Annotated in this window: 16 protein-coding genes and 2 pseudogenes; 6 read left to right on the top strand and 12 right to left on the bottom strand. The window is 47.9% G+C overall.

Annotation, left to right across the window (positions count from 1 at the left end; translation table 11 throughout):
• Window positions 1–70: 70 nt before the first annotated feature.
• From EZMO1_RS08045 to argR, 8 genes are all read right to left on the bottom strand, one after another.
• Window positions 71–871 carry an ABC transporter ATP-binding protein gene (locus tag EZMO1_RS08045; protein ID WP_051789657.1) on the bottom strand — a complete coding sequence of 267 codons (801 nt, stop codon included), beginning with the start codon at window positions 869–871 and terminating at the stop codon, window positions 71–73.
• Between the two features lie 7 nt (window positions 872–878).
• Complete coding sequence (locus tag EZMO1_RS08050; protein ID WP_051789655.1) at window positions 879–2,009, bottom strand: ABC transporter permease; 1,131 nt, start codon at window positions 2,007–2,009, stop codon at window positions 879–881.
• Between the two features lie 136 nt (window positions 2,010–2,145).
• Window positions 2,146–3,099: an ABC transporter ATP-binding protein gene (locus EZMO1_RS08055; protein ID WP_034874242.1), complete on the bottom strand. Its 954-nt coding sequence runs from the start codon at window positions 3,097–3,099 to the stop codon at window positions 2,146–2,148.
• A 10-nt stretch (window positions 3,100–3,109) separates the two neighbouring features.
• Window positions 3,110–4,114 carry an ABC transporter ATP-binding protein gene (locus EZMO1_RS08060; RefSeq protein WP_034874240.1) on the bottom strand — a complete coding sequence of 335 codons (1,005 nt, stop codon included), beginning with the start codon at window positions 4,112–4,114 and terminating at the stop codon, window positions 3,110–3,112.
• Between the two features lie 32 nt (window positions 4,115–4,146).
• Window positions 4,147–5,052 (bottom strand): ABC transporter permease, encoded by a 906-nt coding sequence (locus tag EZMO1_RS08065; RefSeq protein ID WP_082211829.1) that lies wholly within the window; start codon window positions 5,050–5,052, stop codon window positions 4,147–4,149.
• 21 nt (window positions 5,053–5,073) lie between these two features.
• The gene (gene nikB / locus EZMO1_RS08070) at window positions 5,074–6,000 is read right to left on the bottom strand and encodes a nickel ABC transporter permease (RefSeq protein ID WP_034874239.1); all 927 of its coding nucleotides are present in this window, start codon (window positions 5,998–6,000) and stop codon (window positions 5,074–5,076) included.
• 120 nt (window positions 6,001–6,120) lie between these two features.
• Complete coding sequence (locus EZMO1_RS08075; RefSeq protein ID WP_034874238.1) at window positions 6,121–7,635, bottom strand: glutathione ABC transporter substrate-binding protein; 1,515 nt, start codon at window positions 7,633–7,635, stop codon at window positions 6,121–6,123.
• 217 nt (window positions 7,636–7,852) lie between these two features.
• Complete coding sequence (gene argR / locus EZMO1_RS08080; RefSeq protein ID WP_034874237.1) at window positions 7,853–8,311, bottom strand: transcriptional regulator ArgR; 459 nt, start codon at window positions 8,309–8,311, stop codon at window positions 7,853–7,855.
• A 179-nt stretch (window positions 8,312–8,490) separates the two neighbouring features.
• On the opposite strand from argR, the gene EZMO1_RS08085 reads away from it, so the two are divergent.
• The 4 genes from EZMO1_RS08085 to artM are packed head-to-tail and all read left to right on the top strand — an operon-like array spanning window position 8,491 to window position 11,459.
• Window positions 8,491–9,225, top strand: coding sequence for an ATP-binding cassette domain-containing protein (locus EZMO1_RS08085; protein ID WP_034874236.1), 735 nt, complete (start codon window positions 8,491–8,493; stop codon window positions 9,223–9,225).
• A 54-nt stretch (window positions 9,226–9,279) separates the two neighbouring features.
• The gene (locus tag EZMO1_RS08090) at window positions 9,280–10,065 is read left to right on the top strand and encodes a lysine/arginine/ornithine ABC transporter substrate-binding protein (RefSeq protein WP_236631981.1); all 786 of its coding nucleotides are present in this window, start codon (window positions 9,280–9,282) and stop codon (window positions 10,063–10,065) included.
• A gap of 18 nt (window positions 10,066–10,083) precedes the next feature.
• Entirely contained in the window at window positions 10,084–10,782 is a 699-nt protein-coding gene (gene artQ, locus EZMO1_RS08095; RefSeq protein WP_051789653.1) for an arginine ABC transporter permease ArtQ, read from the top strand.
• Entirely contained in the window at window positions 10,779–11,459 is a 681-nt protein-coding gene (gene artM, locus EZMO1_RS08100) for an arginine ABC transporter permease ArtM (RefSeq protein WP_236631980.1), read from the top strand. Before artQ ends, artM begins: the two co-directional genes overlap by 4 nt.
• A 130-nt stretch (window positions 11,460–11,589) precedes the next feature.
• Here artM and EZMO1_RS08105 read toward each other — a convergent pair whose 3' ends face one another.
• From EZMO1_RS08105 to EZMO1_RS25425, 4 genes and pseudogenes are all read right to left on the bottom strand, one after another.
• Window positions 11,590–12,138, bottom strand: a complete 549-nt coding sequence (locus EZMO1_RS08105; RefSeq protein WP_034874235.1) for a hypothetical protein — start codon at window positions 12,136–12,138, stop codon at window positions 11,590–11,592.
• Between the two features lie 27 nt (window positions 12,139–12,165).
• Window positions 12,166–12,555: pseudogene (locus EZMO1_RS28045) on the bottom strand (IS5 family transposase); the annotation flags it as partial.
• 160 nt (window positions 12,556–12,715) lie between these two features.
• Window positions 12,716–13,473, bottom strand: a protein-coding gene (locus EZMO1_RS28050) for an IS1 family transposase (protein WP_420809930.1) whose coding sequence is annotated in 2 segments (ribosomal slippage) — window positions 12,716–13,206 and window positions 13,206–13,473 — 759 coding nt in all. Because the reading frame shifts where the segments join, the coding sequence is not laid out codon by codon here.
• A gap of 82 nt (window positions 13,474–13,555) precedes the next feature.
• Window positions 13,556–13,780: pseudogene (locus EZMO1_RS25425) on the bottom strand (transposase); the annotation flags it as partial.
• A 157-nt stretch (window positions 13,781–13,937) separates the two neighbouring features.
• On the opposite strand from EZMO1_RS25425, the gene EZMO1_RS08120 reads away from it, so the two are divergent.
• Both EZMO1_RS08120 and EZMO1_RS08125 read left to right on the top strand, forming a co-directional pair.
• Complete coding sequence (locus EZMO1_RS08120; RefSeq protein WP_051789651.1) at window positions 13,938–14,423, top strand: helix-turn-helix domain-containing protein; 486 nt, start codon at window positions 13,938–13,940, stop codon at window positions 14,421–14,423.
• A gap of 136 nt (window positions 14,424–14,559) precedes the next feature.
• A complete protein-coding gene (locus EZMO1_RS08125) occupies window positions 14,560–15,138 on the top strand; it encodes a transposase (protein ID WP_413783212.1) in 579 nt (192 codons plus the stop codon).
• Window positions 15,139–15,393 lie beyond the last annotated feature (255 nt).

Below are 15,393 nucleotides of genomic sequence, written 5' to 3' on the forward strand. Positions count from 1 at the left end.
CAGCTTGTCCTTACTCCTTAAGTCATCTCTGATGAAGCCAGAAGTCTTTCGAAACCAGTCCGAAAGGCTTTCAGGAAGACACTTCACCTCGGGATAAAAATTCGCGCACCACGGGCTGCTTGCTGTGCCGGAGCATATAAGACGGTGCACCGGTATCCAGCTGGGTTCTGGACTGGGCATCCAGAAAAACACCATTATTGCCAATAGCAAAAATGCTCGCCAGCTCATGGGTAACAATTACTACGGTTGCCCCGGACGACTGACTGAGCTCCAGAATCAGTTCATCAAGGCGTCCTGCACTGAGCGGATCCAGTCCGGCGGACGGTTCATCAAAAAACAAAATACCGGGATCCAGAGCCAGAGCCCTTGCCAGACCAGCGCGTTTGTTCATACCACCGCTGATTTCTGATGGATAATAATCTTCATAACCCGCTAAACCCACCAGCGCTAGTTTATACGCAACCCGGTCGCTGATTTCAGCTTTGCTCCAGCCTGTGTATTGCTGCATGGGTAGTGCAATATTTTCAGCCAAGGTCATGGCACTGAACAGAGCGCCGCTCTGGTAAGTCACTCCCCAACGCGTCCGCATGGATAGCTGATCCGCGTCACTGGCAGAGAAATAGTCCTCCCCGTGATACAAAATCTGCCCCTGCACCGGAGAATAAAGCCCGATCATATGCTTGAGCAGAGTACTCTTGCCGCAACCACTGCCGCCCATGATGACAAACACATCACCTTTTCGAACTAAAAAATTGAGATCCTTCTGGATCAGTTTGTGCCCATACTGCAATCTGAGATTTCGTACCTCAATGACAGGACTATGGTCAGGATCGGTCTCAGGATCACTGCCCAAATATACTTCAGGATTCATATCTCGTTTAAATGCCCAGATGGAAATACAGAATATTCAGTCCCGCATCGGCAACGACCAGATACATAATGGCAGTCACAACGGCCGTCATGGTAGCCTGACCCACGGCAGCCGACGAACGTCCACACTTCATCCCGGCATGGCAACCGGCAAAACCGATCAGGGCTCCGAAGACAACACTTTTCGCTACACCGGTCATAACATCGGTCATGGTGAACGCCTGCGACAGCTGGAAATAATACATCCTCGGCGTAATACCCATGCCAACGGCCACCATGGCCCCGCCCAGCATGCCCAGAATATTGCTATAGATCGTCAGCAGCGGCATCGCCACAATGAGAGCGATCATTCGGGGCATGACCAGATAGTCCACAGGTTTTATACCCAATGTCGTCAGGGCATCAATCTCTTCGTTAACCTGCATGGTACCCAGCTGTGCCGCATACGAAGCCCCGGTGCGTCCGGCCATGATAATGGCTGTCATCAGGGCGCCCATTTCCCGTACCATACCCAGACCAACAAGATTGGCTACATAGACTTCGACGCCAAACTGCCGCAATTGAACAGTTCCCAAATAGGCAAGAATCATCCCCACCAGAAAACTAAGCAGTGTCACAATAGGCACAGCAGAGGGGCCAGCCTGATGCAAAGAATTAATGCCATCAGACCAGCGGGCATCACTGCGCCCGGACAACATTTTCTGAAAACTGAGCCCCACTTCGCCAAAAAAGGCCAACCAGCCCTTAACCCAGCCTGCACTTTGTCTGAAAACCTGAAAGTAATCGGGTTGTTTTTTATTCTCTTCCCGATTCGGGGGAACACTGGTAGCCAGCTTTAGCAACGATTGAATGTCTTCAGGTAAACAACTGATGTCCAGAGTACACCGATGCTGCTGACACAGGCGCTGGCAGGAAAGGATAAATGCCATGGTGCCAGAATCCCAGCTGAAGCGTTCACCTTGACAAAAGTGAATCACCTCAGGATTTTCCTGCTCCAAGTCATTGGACAATTGTTGTTTATAAGACTGAACAGGAGCACTGACCCAGTTGCCACTCAGTTTATAGCAGTACGACAGACGACGACCATTGCTCACATCAGGCATCTGATGATCGTCAGACAAAAAGGTTGGAGATATCATTCAGCTCATCTATCAGTTCAGCGAAACGCTTATAAGCTGTTCAATGGTGCAAGAGGGAACAACTGAGCCAAGAGTATAGACTATTGTCAGCGCGGTAAACCGCACTGACCTACGTTTACATTGGTACCACCCCTGCCTATTGAGTTAACTGATTACAAGCGGCGTAATGATGATGCGCAATCTCTTGCAATGGAATATCCTTCACTGAGCAACTACTGTTCGCCAGCTTACAGCGCCCGGCAAACCGGCAGCCTGGTGCAGGATCCACAGGCGAAGAAATCTCACCTTCCAACACCTCGCGCTCCATGATTTTATCCAGGTCGGTTGTGGGAATCGCTGACAGTAGTGCGCGAGTATAAGGGTGTGAAGGGTTTGAGAACAAAACACCTGCCGAGGCTTTCTCGACCATTTGCCCGAGGTACATTACCGCAATGTCGTCGCAAAAGTGCTTGACCACTGAAAGATCGTGAGTAATGAAAATATACGTCAGACCCAATCTGTCCTGAAGATCCTGCATCAGGTTCAACACCTGAGCCTGAATCGACACATCCAGAGCTGAAACTGGTTCATCACAGATAATAAACTTGGGGTTCAAAGCCAGTGCTCTGGCAATGCCGATACGCTGACGACGCCCGCCGTCCAACTCATGAGGGTAAGTATTAACCAGCCGCGGGCTCAAGCCAACCAGATCCATTAACTCTTCAACCCGTCTGGTTAACTCTTTCTTGCTTTTGACCAGTTTGTGAATAATTAGCGGTTCAGCAATGATCTCGCTGGCGGTCATGCGAGGGTTCAGCGAAGCAAAAGGATCCTGAAAGATTATCTGCATCTCTTCACGTAATAATCGCATCTGCTTTTTATCCAGCTCACGAATATTTTTTCCTTCAAACAGGATCTCCCCTTCCGTCGCTTCCAGCAGCCTTAAAATCACTCGACCTGTTGTTGATTTACCGCAACCCGACTCACCAACAATACCCAGCGTTTTGCCTTTTTCAATGGAAAAAGACACGCCGTCAACGGCATGTAGTTTGCCCTTAGGTGTGTCGAAGTGTTTTTTCAACCCTCTGACTTCAAGCATAATTTCTGACATAACGATTTCCTTATCCTGCACATTCAAGCTGAGGATGTGCCAAATGGCAGCTGACGATATGGTCCCCGCCCACTAACGTACTGACTGGTTTTGGCGATACTTTCGAACACAATGCGGTTGCCTCCGGACAACGGGGATGAAACCGGCAACCCTTTGGCAGATGAGTAGGATCTGGCATTAACCCTTTGATCGGTACCAGTCGTTCAACGTCTTTATTCAAATCAGGTATGGAGCCAAACAAGCCCTTTGTATAAGGGTGCTGTGTGTTTTGATAAACATCACGAATGGGGCCGCTTTCAACAATTTCACCGGCGTACATAATGGCCACCTTGTCACACACCTGAGCAACCACACCAAGATCATGGGAAATCATAATCATGGCTGTATTGTACTTCTGTTTAAGCCCTTTCATCAGATCCAATACCTGCGCCTGAATGGTGACATCCAGTGCGGTAGTCGGCTCATCGGCAATCAGAAGATCAGGATTACAGGCCAGTGCGATGGCAATAACAACCCGCTGCTTCATCCCTCCGGAAAACTGGTGTGGGTACTCACTGTATCGCCCAGCAGGAATGCCCACCATCTCAAGCATTTCTTTCGCTTTATTGATTGACTGGGGTTTATCAACGCTTTGATGAATCAGTACCACCTCTGCAATCTGGTCCCCAACCGTCATCACCGGATTTAATGATGTCATTGGGTCCTGAAAGATCATCGAAACCTTGTTTCCCCGAATCTCCCTCATCCGGTCTTCCGGTAAATCCAAAAGATCACAACCATCGTAAAATACCTTGCCACCTGCCACCCGCCCGGGCGGGTTAGGTACAAGTCTCATGACACCTAGCGCTGTGGTGGTTTTTCCGGCTCCGGTTTCACCAATCAGACCAAGGGTTTCCCCCCGGTTCAGAGTCAGATTTATATGGCTAACGGCCCGAGTAATTTCACCACCCACTTCATAAACAATACTCAGGTTTTCAACGGACAGCAGTGGCTGTCCTTTATTTTGTTCAGACATACTTCAATCTTGTCCTTGTTGTTCCTGATGCATTAATGCTTTAATCTGGGATCGAGAGCATCACGCAATCCGTCGCCTAACAGATTTAATGCCAAAATGGTGATCATAATCGCCAACCCCGGAAACGTCGTTACATGCCAGGCATGACGAAGGTATTGACGACCACCCGCCAACATCGACCCCCATTCGGGTTCCGGCGGCTGAATGCCCAACCCGATAAAGCTGAGCCCTGCGGTGGAAAGAATGGCAAGAGCTACGCCCAACGCACCCTGAACAATGACCGGAGCCAAAGAGTTAGGAATGATGTGACGAAAGATAATACGCACATCACTGGCACCGATGGCGCGTGCAGCTTCTATAAATTCCTGATCTCTGATGGACAGTACAGAAGCCCTAACTACACGGGCAAACGTTGGAATATTTGAAATGGCAATCGCCAACATAAGATTGGTCAGGTTTGCACCCAGAGCCGAGACAATAGCGATAGCCAGCAAAATACTGGGAACAGCCAGAAAGACATCCATCACCCGCATAATGATGTCGTCTAATCGTCCACCGTAATAACCAGCCACTGCACCCAGCGCCCCACCGATAACAATGGAAATGCCAACAGACAAAACACCCACCAGCAACGAAACCCTTGCACCATGAATTAGCCGGGCAAAAATATCACGCCCAAACTCATCAGTTCCCAGCCAGTATTGGGCACCAGGCCCCTGCAAACGGTCAGCCAGGTTCTGGGCAATCACCACCGATTCATAATCGGCAATAAATCCGGCAAACACTGCAGCAAACACAACAAAAGACAAAATCCACAGCCCAAGCATCGCCATTTTGTTTCGCCTTAGGCGCTGCCATACTTCCAACCACGGGCTGCGTTTGCGCGGAGCTTTTTTAACAGACTCCTCATAAGCATCGAACATTACTTCTTCAGACATAAACAACGCTCCCTGTCATTGTCAGGCGTATTGTGACTTGATACGCGGATCAACATAACCATAAAGCAGATCCACCAGTAGATTCACCAACGTAAAAGCAGCTGCCAAAAACATAACAGCACCCATCACCATCGGCGTATCTTTCTGTCGAATAGCGTCAACCATCATTCGCCCAACCCCCGGCCACGAAAACACCGTTTCTGTCAGAACGGCACCGCCGATCAGGTTACCAAACTGAAGGCCAATAACGGTGATCACTGGAATCAAGGCATTTTTCAGAGCGTGCTTATTAATAACCACATTTTCAGCAACCCCTTTCGCCCTTGCCGTGCGAATATAATCTTGACGAATCACCTCCAACATGGATGAGCGTGTCATTCGAGTAATAATGGCGGCAGAACCCGTTCCCAGCGTGATAGCAGGCAAGATCAATGAACTCCAGTCAGAGTATCCACCGGATGGCAGCCAGCCCAGATTGACGGAGAAGACCAGAATCATCATTAAGCCCAGCCAGAAGTTAGGCATCGATACGCCCAGAAGCGCCATTAACATAGAGCTGCTGTCAATAAATGAATACTGACGTGTTGCCGAGAGTATGCCTACCGGAATACCAATGAGCACAGCAATCACAGTACCCAGAGCTGCCAGAATCAAGGTGTTGGGGAAACGTAGAAAAATTTCATTAAACACATCGCGACCAGAGGAATACGAACGACCCAAGTCGCCTGTAACAGCATTACCAACATAGCGGGCATAACGCATGACAAACGGGTCATTCAGCCCCATCTCTTCCCGGAGTGACTCAACAGCATGAGCAGGTGCATTCTCACCCAGAATCAACTGTGCAGGGTCGCCCGGAGTAAACGACATAATGGCAAAGACCAACAATGAAACACCGAGCAGAACCGGTATCAGCTGAAACAGCCTTTTAAGAATAAAATTATGCATGTACCACCAAACAGCCGTTGGCAGTCAACGAAAGTATCCTGCCAACGTAGGTGCTGATTCTATTTTTTTAATAACAGACTGTTATGCCGACAAAGTGAACCCTGCCGACATCAGAGTTGATTAACCTTCAAAGCGAACGCCGCGAAGCTTGTGATGGCCCGGTGGTGCCAACTCAAAGCCCTTCACGTTACTCTGCATACCTGCATTCTGGAATTCATTGAAGATCGAAATGGTCGGCAGCTCTTCCTGCAAGGTGAGTTGGATGTCTCCATACAGTTTGCTACGCTCAGCCATATCACTGGAGACTCTGGCTGCCTGGAGCATGGAGTCTATATCATCGTTACTGTAGAAAGAACGATTACCTGCGCCGCCGTGTGTGGCCGAGTTAAACAACGCGTACAGACCATAATCCGCATCGCCCGTGACAGTTACCCAACCCATCATAAAGGTTTCATGGTCTCCACGGGATGTGCCATCAAGAAAAGCGCCCCACTCAACAACATCTATCGCCATATGGATACCCACTTCACGCAACTGAGCCTGAATAACCTGAGCAATCTGGATCCGAACCGGGTTGTCACTCACCCACAGAGTGGTCTCAAATCCATTCTCATATCCTGCTTCTTTCAGTAATTGACGAGCTTTATCGTAATTTTGTTCATACTGCTTGGCTTCAGGGTTGTGACCGAAAACACGACTGCTTATGGGAGAGTTCGTGGGTAAACCGCCTCCCATCACTACAGCATCAATAATGTCTTGCGTATTCATGGCATAGGCCATTGCCTGACGTACTTTAACATTGTCATAAGGCGCACGATTGACATTAAACCCAAAGTAAGTGATGGACAGAGACTCCCCTTCAATCAACTTGAGCTGTTTGTGATTATGGATGGTGTCCTTATCAATAGGTTCAATATCATAAGCGATATCGACTTCACCAGTTTCCAGGGCAATGGCACGATTGGTGCCTTCTGAAATGTTTCTGAATATGGCATTAGGTACTTCCTGTTTACCACCATAATAGTCATCAAAGGCTTTCAGCGTCACGCTGTCGCCTACTGACCAACTAACAAACTCATAAGGGCCGGTTCCAATAGGGTTCTGACCATAGCTGTCACCCGCTTCTGTGACTGCTTTTTCATTGAGAATGGATGCTGCCGTATGGCTCAGATGGTAAAGCAGCGGGCCAAAAGGCTCACTGGTTTTAACAGTAACAGTGTACTCATCGATGACAGAGACTGACTCGATTGCGCCCACAATATGAGCAACGGTGGGTGAAGCAATCATACGATCAAGCGTAAATTTGACGTCAGATGCCTTTAGCTCTTCGCCATTGTGAAACTTGACACCTTTTCGCAAATGAAGCTTTAGAGTCTTGTCGTCTACTTGCTCCCACGACTCAGCCAAACCGGGCACTATCTCCATATTGGAGTCGGTTTCAACCAGTTGACTGTAAATTTGCACCGCTACCCGTGAAGAAGGTTGGTCGTTGGTGGCGTGTGGGTCCAGTGTTTTTGCATCAGATCGCTGAGCAACCACAACGGTATCCCGGATTCCTGCTGTATCCTGAGGACTACTGCAGGCAGCCAACAACACTGCCGCACATGAGGCAATAGCTACCTTTAGCTTTCTCATTATATTTTCCTTTGTCCATTATTATTCGGGCTGCGCTCTCGCACCCGACCAACTTATTTGCGCAACAACGAAAAAACAATGCGGAAGCTACTGTTTTTGAAAGACTTTTGATCTGGGACAGAGTTTTTTTGTCAATCTCCACTTTAACGTACAAAAAACAGACAAAAAAAAGGGCTATCTCCATCTGACAGCCCTTTTTAATCATCGCAATAGGCTTTCAGCCAAAGAGTTCCTGAATGCTCTCCTGAATAGCCTTGATTTCTTTCACATCGGCAGGAGCAACAAAAATGGTGTCGTCACCGGCAACACAACCCAGAATGCCTTCTGCCCGACTGATGGAATCAAGCAGCCTTGCGACCATCTGGGCAGCCCCCGGGCTGGTTTTGATCACAATCAGGGCACCATTATGAGCCACTTCCTCTACAAGGTCGCGGACAGAGATGTTAGCATCCAGTTTGCCCATTTCCGGAGGCAGGCAATACACCAGCTCGTTGCGGGCATTGCGAGCCCTGACGGCTCCATGGCGGCTCAGCATCCTTGACACTTTTGACTGGCTGATATTATCGAAGCCCTGCTCCTGAAGCACGCTGACAATCTGACTTTGAGAGCCACAACTCTCATCTTTCAATAGCTGCCTGAACGCTTTGACAAGGTCTTCCTGCTTTTGACTGGCCATATTATTCCTAAAACTATGTCCTGAAATGTTGTCCTGAAATGTTGTCCTGAGATCATTTCCGAAAGCTGATCTGTATAAAAAACCGCTACAGATGAATAATTATTCAAACAGGGCTTGATTTCAAGCACTGTAGTATAAGAAAATCTACCGACATTCATAATCAAAGAAACGTACAGGCAATGGGCATTGAAGTACAAAGCCTCAGTAAATCATTCGGTTCTTCTGAAGTCCTGAAAAAGATCAGTTTCTCCATTCCGAAAGGCGAAACCACCATTCTTCTCGGAGCCAGTGGTGCAGGCAAAAGCACGCTGTTGCGGATGCTGAACCTTCTGGAAATACCGGATACCGGCACTATGGACATTGCCGGTATGTCGTTTCAATTTCATGGAAAAGCCGATACCCAACTGAAGCAGCAGGCGTGCAGCCTGAGAAAAAAAGTTGGCATGGTGTTCCAGCAGTACAACCTCTGGCCACATATGACCGTATTGCAAAACCTGATTGAAGCCCCCGTTGTCCAGGGAGCACCCAAAGAGCAGGCCATCGATCAGGCTCATGAATTACTGGAACGCATGGGACTGGCTGATAAGGCTGAAGCCTGGCCATCTTCCCTGTCCGGCGGCCAGCAGCAACGGGTAGCGATTGCCAGAGCCCTGATGCTGTCTCCCGAGATTCTGCTGTTTGATGAACCCACTGCTGCCCTTGATCCGGCCATTACCAATCAGGTCGTGAACATCATCAGGGAATTAAGCGACTCGGGTATTACCATTGTGGTGGTCACCCACGAAGTGGAGTTTGCCAAAAAAGTCGCCAGTCGTGTGATTTATCTTGAAGATGGTCACATTGTCGAAGACGGCCCCGCCAGTCACTTTTCCCAACCGGAAACAGCCGCATTCAAGTCGTTTCTGGAACATTAATTGCGGACACCTGAGTCATTTCAGGACGAATCATACCAACAACAGGACTCTTCAATGAAAACATCAATGAAAAAATCAATGAAAAAGTTGTTTGCTATCGGCGTTACCACCGGCGTATTCACCATGGGCAGTTTACCGATTCAGGCAACCGAAACCATACGCTTCGGTACTGAAGCAACGTATCCCCCTTTCGAATTTCTGGATGAAAATAACGAACTGACCGGTTTCGACATTGATCTGGCGAAAGCCATCTGTGCAGAGATCAAAGCAGAGTGCACGTTCAGTAATCAGCCATTCGACAGCCTGATCCCCAGCCTGAGATATCGTCGTTTCGATGCAGTGATTGCCGGTATGGATATTACTCCGGATCGTCAGGAGCAAGTTGATTTCAGTATGCCTTACTTTGAAAATTCGGCCTCTTTTGTGGCGGCCAAAAACCAACCGTTTAAGTCCGCTGCGGACCTGAAAGGCAAGGCGGTTGGTGTCCAGAATGGTTCTACTTTCCAGACCTACATGATCGACAAGTTTGAAAAGCATGGCGTCACCATTCGTCCGTATGAAACTATCCAGAACGCCTTTCTGGACATGACGAACGGACGTGTCGATGCCGTTTTCTCTGATACTGCCGTTGCTAATGACTGGCTATTGGAGCGAGGCAAAGGCGAGTATGGTCATCTGGGTGAAACCATCCGGGATGCAGAGTATTTTGGCGTAGGCTATGGTATTGCTGTCCGTCAGAAAGACGCTCTGAAAGACAAGATTGACACGGCTCTGTCCACACTGAAGGCAAACGGCACCTGGCAGACCATCCACGACAAGTATTTCCCAGAAGCCAAGTAAAGCGGTAACGACCTACACATGGATGCATCGACCCTTACTGACGCGGTGACGCGCTACGCCGGGCTGTTTTTTGATGCAACACTCATGACCCTCGGGCTGGCGCTGTCAGCCCTTGGGGTTGGCCTTGTGCTGGCTATGGTGTTTGCATTGGGAGAACTGTCCCGTTTCCGACCTCTGGGATGGCTGACAACCTCCGTTGTTACCATCCTGCGCGGGCTGCCAGAACTGCTGATTATTTTCTTTGTCTATTTTGGCTTCACTCACGCGTTCTTTTTATTAACGGATCAGTTTATTGAACTAAGCCCTTTCACGGCCGGTACCATCGCCCTGTCGCTTATTTACTCGGCTTATGCCAGTCAGATCCTCAGAGGCGCCCTGCTCTCTGTCGGCAAGGGACAAAAGGAAGCCGCAAAGGCGCTTGGCGTCCCGACACGCCGGGCTTTTTTTCGCATCGTCTTGCCCCAGGCGTGGCGTCATGCCTTGCCCGGGCTTGGAAATCAATGGCTGGTGCTGTTAAAAGATACGGCACTTGTCGCCTTGATCGGTATCAACGACATTCTGCGTCAGGCACAGCTGATTTCTGTTCAGACCTATGAACCCTTCACCTGGTACTGTATTGCGGCTCTGATTTATCTGGTGATTACCCTGATCAGCCAGAAACTGTTGCAACGCATGAAACAACATTCCAGCCGTTACGTCAGGGAGTTAAAGGCATGAGTATGGACGCTGCACTCTCTTACCTGCCAGAACTGCTGAAAGGTCTGGGAACCACATTGGAACTGACCTTCGCCAGTTTGCTGCTGGGCTGTACACTGGCTCTGTTATTCACCCTGGTATTGACTCTGCGCATCCGGGTGCTGAACTCTCTGGTCCGGTTACAGATTCTTTTGTTTACCGGCACACCCTTGCTGGTACAGATTTTTTTAATCTATTACGGCCCCGCCCAGTTCGACCTGTTTAAAAACAGCCGCCTCTGGCCCTTGCTGAGTGAACCCTGGTTTTGTGCCATGCTCGCCCTGGCGTTGAACAGCGCCGCTTATTCAACCCAGTTGTTTAAAGGCGCTATTGATAATGTCGCTCCGGGGGAATGGGAAGCCTGCTATGCACTGGGCATGACCAAAGCGCAATCGCTGAGAAACGTTATCCTGCCTCACGCGGTGCGTCGTGCGTTGCCAGCCTATGGCAATGAAATGATTCTGATTATGAAAGGGTCTTCTCTTGCCAGTACCATTACGCTGATGGATTTAATGGGCTATGCCTCACGACTCAATGCACGAACCTACGACACCTTGACGGTATTTACGATGGCGGGGGTAATCTATCTGGTGCTGACCGGCATTATGACATTGCTGGTTCGTCTGCTGGAAAGAAAAGCGCTGGCTTTTTCTCGTTGATTGCTTTTTTATTTAAGAGAGCATGGCTGTCAACTCTTCTGATTGTCAGCCATGCTCTTGTGAAATTGAGATTTTTTACTGGATAATATGCCCCTTCCTGCCTGGCAAAAGTATTCATTTTTCTTCACAATTAGTCGTTGCGTTTATGATGTATAAACAGTAACGACAAAATCGTTACCGTCAATGCAGCTGAATCAGCTCTGTGGAAAGACTGATTTAGAATGACAGGCTCTTCTCTGATGGACTCGAGATGAAGGTTAGCAAAGTTCTCGGTACGGCGAAGTGGGTGCACCTGACGAGGAGCATAGCTCGCATCCAACAGCGGCATTGGCGGCACCTCATCAATCACCCTGATATCTTCTTCGTCCTCTTCCTCATAATGAGGGTTTCGAATCACATCAAAGTGCCAGTCGATAGCTCTATGCCTGGCCGTGAACAAATCAAGATAGCCATGATTATCAAATAATATAGATACGTCCCCTGTTCTTCCCTCAACTCTATAGTATGAGTTGTGACCGTCAGGCTCTTGTTCAACATTTATTGAAGTAACAGTAAAAATTGGAAGAATGGGGTCTTGATTCTGAAGGCCTCTTCTTTCTGCAACATCGCGCGATATTATCAAAATTGGAAGATTCGACAGTATGAGATGTTTATTAGCAAACGTTTCAGTTGTTTCCAAGCTATCCGGATTAGGGGGCGTTCTCAATTACGCCAACCAGACCAAAGAAGCTGTCAACTGAAGCATTCCCAAGTAATTTCGACCCAACCGTTCGTATCGGGTTGCGATTCTCCGGAAGTGCTTCAGCTTTTGAAATAACCTTTCTACAAGATTGCGCTCCTTGTAAAGCTCTCTGTCATAGAGCCTTGGTTGCAGTCTTCCTTTTCTCGGCGGGATAACCGGTTCAGCCCCTATACAGCCGATAGCCAGAATGAATGCATCTGAGTCATAGCCTTTATCTGCAAGAACATAATCTGCAGAAAAAGCCTCTATTAATGCATTTGCCTGACCATATTCTGATGCTTGACCTGCTGTCAGTATTAAGCGAACCGGATTTCCCAGAGCATCTACAGCAGCATGGATTTTAGTCGTCAGACCACCTCTTGATTTGCCAACGGCCTCATCATCTTGAGCTGTTTTTTTGGTGCTCCATGCTGATGAACTCGAGCAATACTGCCGTCTACCATCAGATACTCAAGATCCTTATCCTTGGAAAGCTCTTCAAAGATGTCGCCCCACGGGTAGTGGGCCAGAACTGTTATATCGCGTGAATATTGACCCCAAACTCAACTTTATTAATCAATAATCCAATAACAATATCGTGCATCTTTTCGAGCTTTGAAAAACAAATTGTCTTTCTGGCCAACCGTTTAATCCAAGTCCGAAAATTAAGGTTTTTACGCTCTATCTTCTGAGTGTTTGCTTTACCAATAATATGCATGTTTTCATCAAGGTGTCGCTCATAGGCTCCCCAATCATCGGTGTAAAATTTATTAATACCAAATGGCTTCAGAAGTGTTTTGAGTTCTTTAAAAACTTCATCTTTCCGTTTTCCGAAAACATAAGCAAGCACGGTATTTGTAGCGTGATCAACAGCATACCAAAGCCAGCGTTGGTTCGATTTATCATGAACATACGACCACTGCTCATCTAGCTCAGCCTCTTGGCAGACAAGCCCTACATGAATAATTGCATCTGACTTGAGATCAATAGTTTGAATATTTGGGTTGACCTTTACCAGACCGCTTTCATTTTTTTTAGAGTCTTTATTACTGTTGTCTTGCTTATTCCGAGTACTTTACTTGTATCCCTGATTCCGCTGCCATTTATTGCCATATCGATGATTTTTTCTTTAACGCCAGGCTCACAGGCCTTGTAGCGATATTCAAGCATGAAGGTTTTGATTTCACATTTGTCATTACAGCAATAGTATCGTGGAACATCATGAGTGCTGTATCCGAAAGGCCGAACTTGGTTACTGCCACATGTTGTACAGAGGACTTGCGTAAGGCACATTTTTAAACCGCATTTTTCAAAGTTGCCGAATGTCGTATTTTAGCAGACAGGGCTAGAATCACAGAACTGTGCCACTACCGCCCCACGTTCCCTTGTGGCACCAACGGTTATAGCGAACATAAACTCTGTGCCAATTTCCGAAAGAATTTGGTAGGTCTCTCCATGGTGCTCCAGTTCTGGCAATCCACAGAACAGCTTCGAGAAACTTGCGATTATCCTTGGCTGTTACTCCACAGTCTGATGATTTTCCTGGCAGGAGGTCTTTGATTCGATTCCATTGATCATTGCGGAGAACTGTACGAGGCATAGTGAACCAAAAAAGCCGCAAACTATACCTCAAACATGCATACTTGAGCTAATTGAGAACGCCCCCTAGTGCTGGAAAGCTCTAATATACATACACCTCATGTTGTGTTCTGATCTGCATCCATTTTTCGCCCCCAGCTTTGTCAGAAGCAGCACGGATGCAGTCAAAACACACCCAGAAAATCGTCTTGTCAGACCAGCAGCGTAAAGACCTTGAGCTCATAGTCCGCAGACGCAAAAGTAGTCAGTCACTTGTGCTCAGAGCCAAAATCATACTGGCTGGTGCAGAAGGTAAAAGCCTGCTCGGAACAGCTAAAAAATTAAAATGTACCAGAGAAACGGTTACCCGCTGGCGCAAGCACTGGGTCGAACGACCTGATGACCAATCCACCCTGGAAAAGCTGAAAGAAGCCCAAAGGCCGGGCACTCCGCCCAAGTTTACCGCTGAACAGATTTGCCAGATTATTGCCCTGTCTTGCGACAAGCCAGAAGACCATGGCTACCCCTTCAGCCATTGGTCAGAAAGCTTATTAGCCATGGTGGCAGTAGACAAAAAAATTGTCTCATCCATCTCGCAGAGACAGGTGGGGCGTTTTTTAAAATCAGGCCGACATTCGTCCAGACAAGGTCAAAGGCTGGGTTGATACTCCGAAAGATGAAGCGTTTGAAATCCGCTGCGCCGATATATGTGACACCTATCAGAAAGCCGTTGAGCGTGCAGAGCAAGGCATCAATACCTTTTCCTTTGATGAAAAAACAGGCATGCAAGCTCTGGAGCCCGTGAAACCAAACAAACTGGTTAAGCCGGGTCACATAGAAAAGCGTGAGTTTGAGTATACTCGTCATGGAACGCAAGCTTTGCTGGCCGGTATGGATGTGGCTACAGGAAAGATAATTCCTCTTATTAGAGATACTCGAACAGAGCAGGATTTTGCTGACTGGCTGGATCTTGTTCTGGCCAGTGACCCAAAGGCAGCAGGTTGGCATTTGGTCATGGATCAGCTCAATACACACATGTCAGAAGCGGCTGTCATGAAGGTTGCAGCTATCGAAAACACACCAGCTAATGAGCTTGGCGTCAAAGGTAAATCCGGTATTTTGAAAAATATGGAAACTCGGGCGGCTTACCTCAGTGACCCATCCCATAAAGTAGTATTTCATTACACGCCAAAGCACGCATCATGGCTGAATCAAATTGAAATCTGGTTTTCCATTTTGGTGAGACGGTTTTTGAAAAGAGGCATATTTACATCAACTGAAGACCTGAAAACCAGACTTCATGGTTTTGTAGATTTCTTCAATGAGCGGATGGCCAAGCCTTTTAAGTGGACTTATCGGGCTCGGCCTCTGCAAGCATAAGAGTGTATGGATATTAGAGCTTTCCAGCACTAGGAGGCTGTCCGAGAATAGTCTGCCCTACTGTGGTCGTAGTAAATTGGTCTAAAAATCCGCTTTTGTTCGTCAAATAGCTCGCCATTCTCCTCTCAAAACCGAATCTTTATCCTCAATTTTCTACGATCCTCGCTACGGGCGCTATTCTTGGACAGCCTCCTAGCGTTTAAAGAAAGCCGGACGTTTAAATAAAAGCAAAATTTGCTATGATCCCCAAAGGCT

It is taken from the genome of Endozoicomonas montiporae CL-33 (genome assembly GCF_001583435.1).
GTDB classification, from domain to species: domain Bacteria; phylum Pseudomonadota; class Gammaproteobacteria; order Pseudomonadales; family Endozoicomonadaceae; genus Endozoicomonas_A; species Endozoicomonas_A montiporae.

Coding starts and splice junctions, on each gene's coding strand:
- EZMO1_RS08050 (WP_051789655.1), bottom strand. CDS start 2,009: ATGATATCTCCAACCTTTTTGTCTGACGATCATCAGATGCCTGATGTG.
- artQ (WP_051789653.1), top strand. CDS start 10,084: ATGGATGCATCGACCCTTACTGACGCGGTGACGCGCTACGCCGGGCTG.
- EZMO1_RS08085 (WP_034874236.1), top strand. CDS start 8,491: ATGGGCATTGAAGTACAAAGCCTCAGTAAATCATTCGGTTCTTCTGAA.
- EZMO1_RS08060 (WP_034874240.1), bottom strand. CDS start 4,114: ATGTCTGAACAAAATAAAGGACAGCCACTGCTGTCCGTTGAAAACCTG.
- EZMO1_RS08045 (WP_051789657.1), bottom strand. CDS start 871: ATGAATCCTGAAGTATATTTGGGCAGTGATCCTGAGACCGATCCTGAC.
- EZMO1_RS08055 (WP_034874242.1), bottom strand. CDS start 3,099: ATGTCAGAAATTATGCTTGAAGTCAGAGGGTTGAAAAAACACTTCGAC.
- argR (WP_034874237.1), bottom strand. CDS start 8,311: ATGGCCAGTCAAAAGCAGGAAGACCTTGTCAAAGCGTTCAGGCAGCTA.
- EZMO1_RS08120 (WP_051789651.1), top strand. CDS start 13,938: ATGCAGTCAAAACACACCCAGAAAATCGTCTTGTCAGACCAGCAGCGT.
- EZMO1_RS08065 (WP_082211829.1), bottom strand. CDS start 5,052: ATGTCTGAAGAAGTAATGTTCGATGCTTATGAGGAGTCTGTTAAAAAA.
- artM (WP_236631980.1), top strand. CDS start 10,779: ATGAGTATGGACGCTGCACTCTCTTACCTGCCAGAACTGCTGAAAGGT.
- EZMO1_RS08075 (WP_034874238.1), bottom strand. CDS start 7,635: ATGAGAAAGCTAAAGGTAGCTATTGCCTCATGTGCGGCAGTGTTGTTG.
- nikB (WP_034874239.1), bottom strand. CDS start 6,000: ATGCATAATTTTATTCTTAAAAGGCTGTTTCAGCTGATACCGGTTCTG.
- EZMO1_RS08090 (WP_236631981.1), top strand. CDS start 9,280: ATGAAAACATCAATGAAAAAATCAATGAAAAAGTTGTTTGCTATCGGC.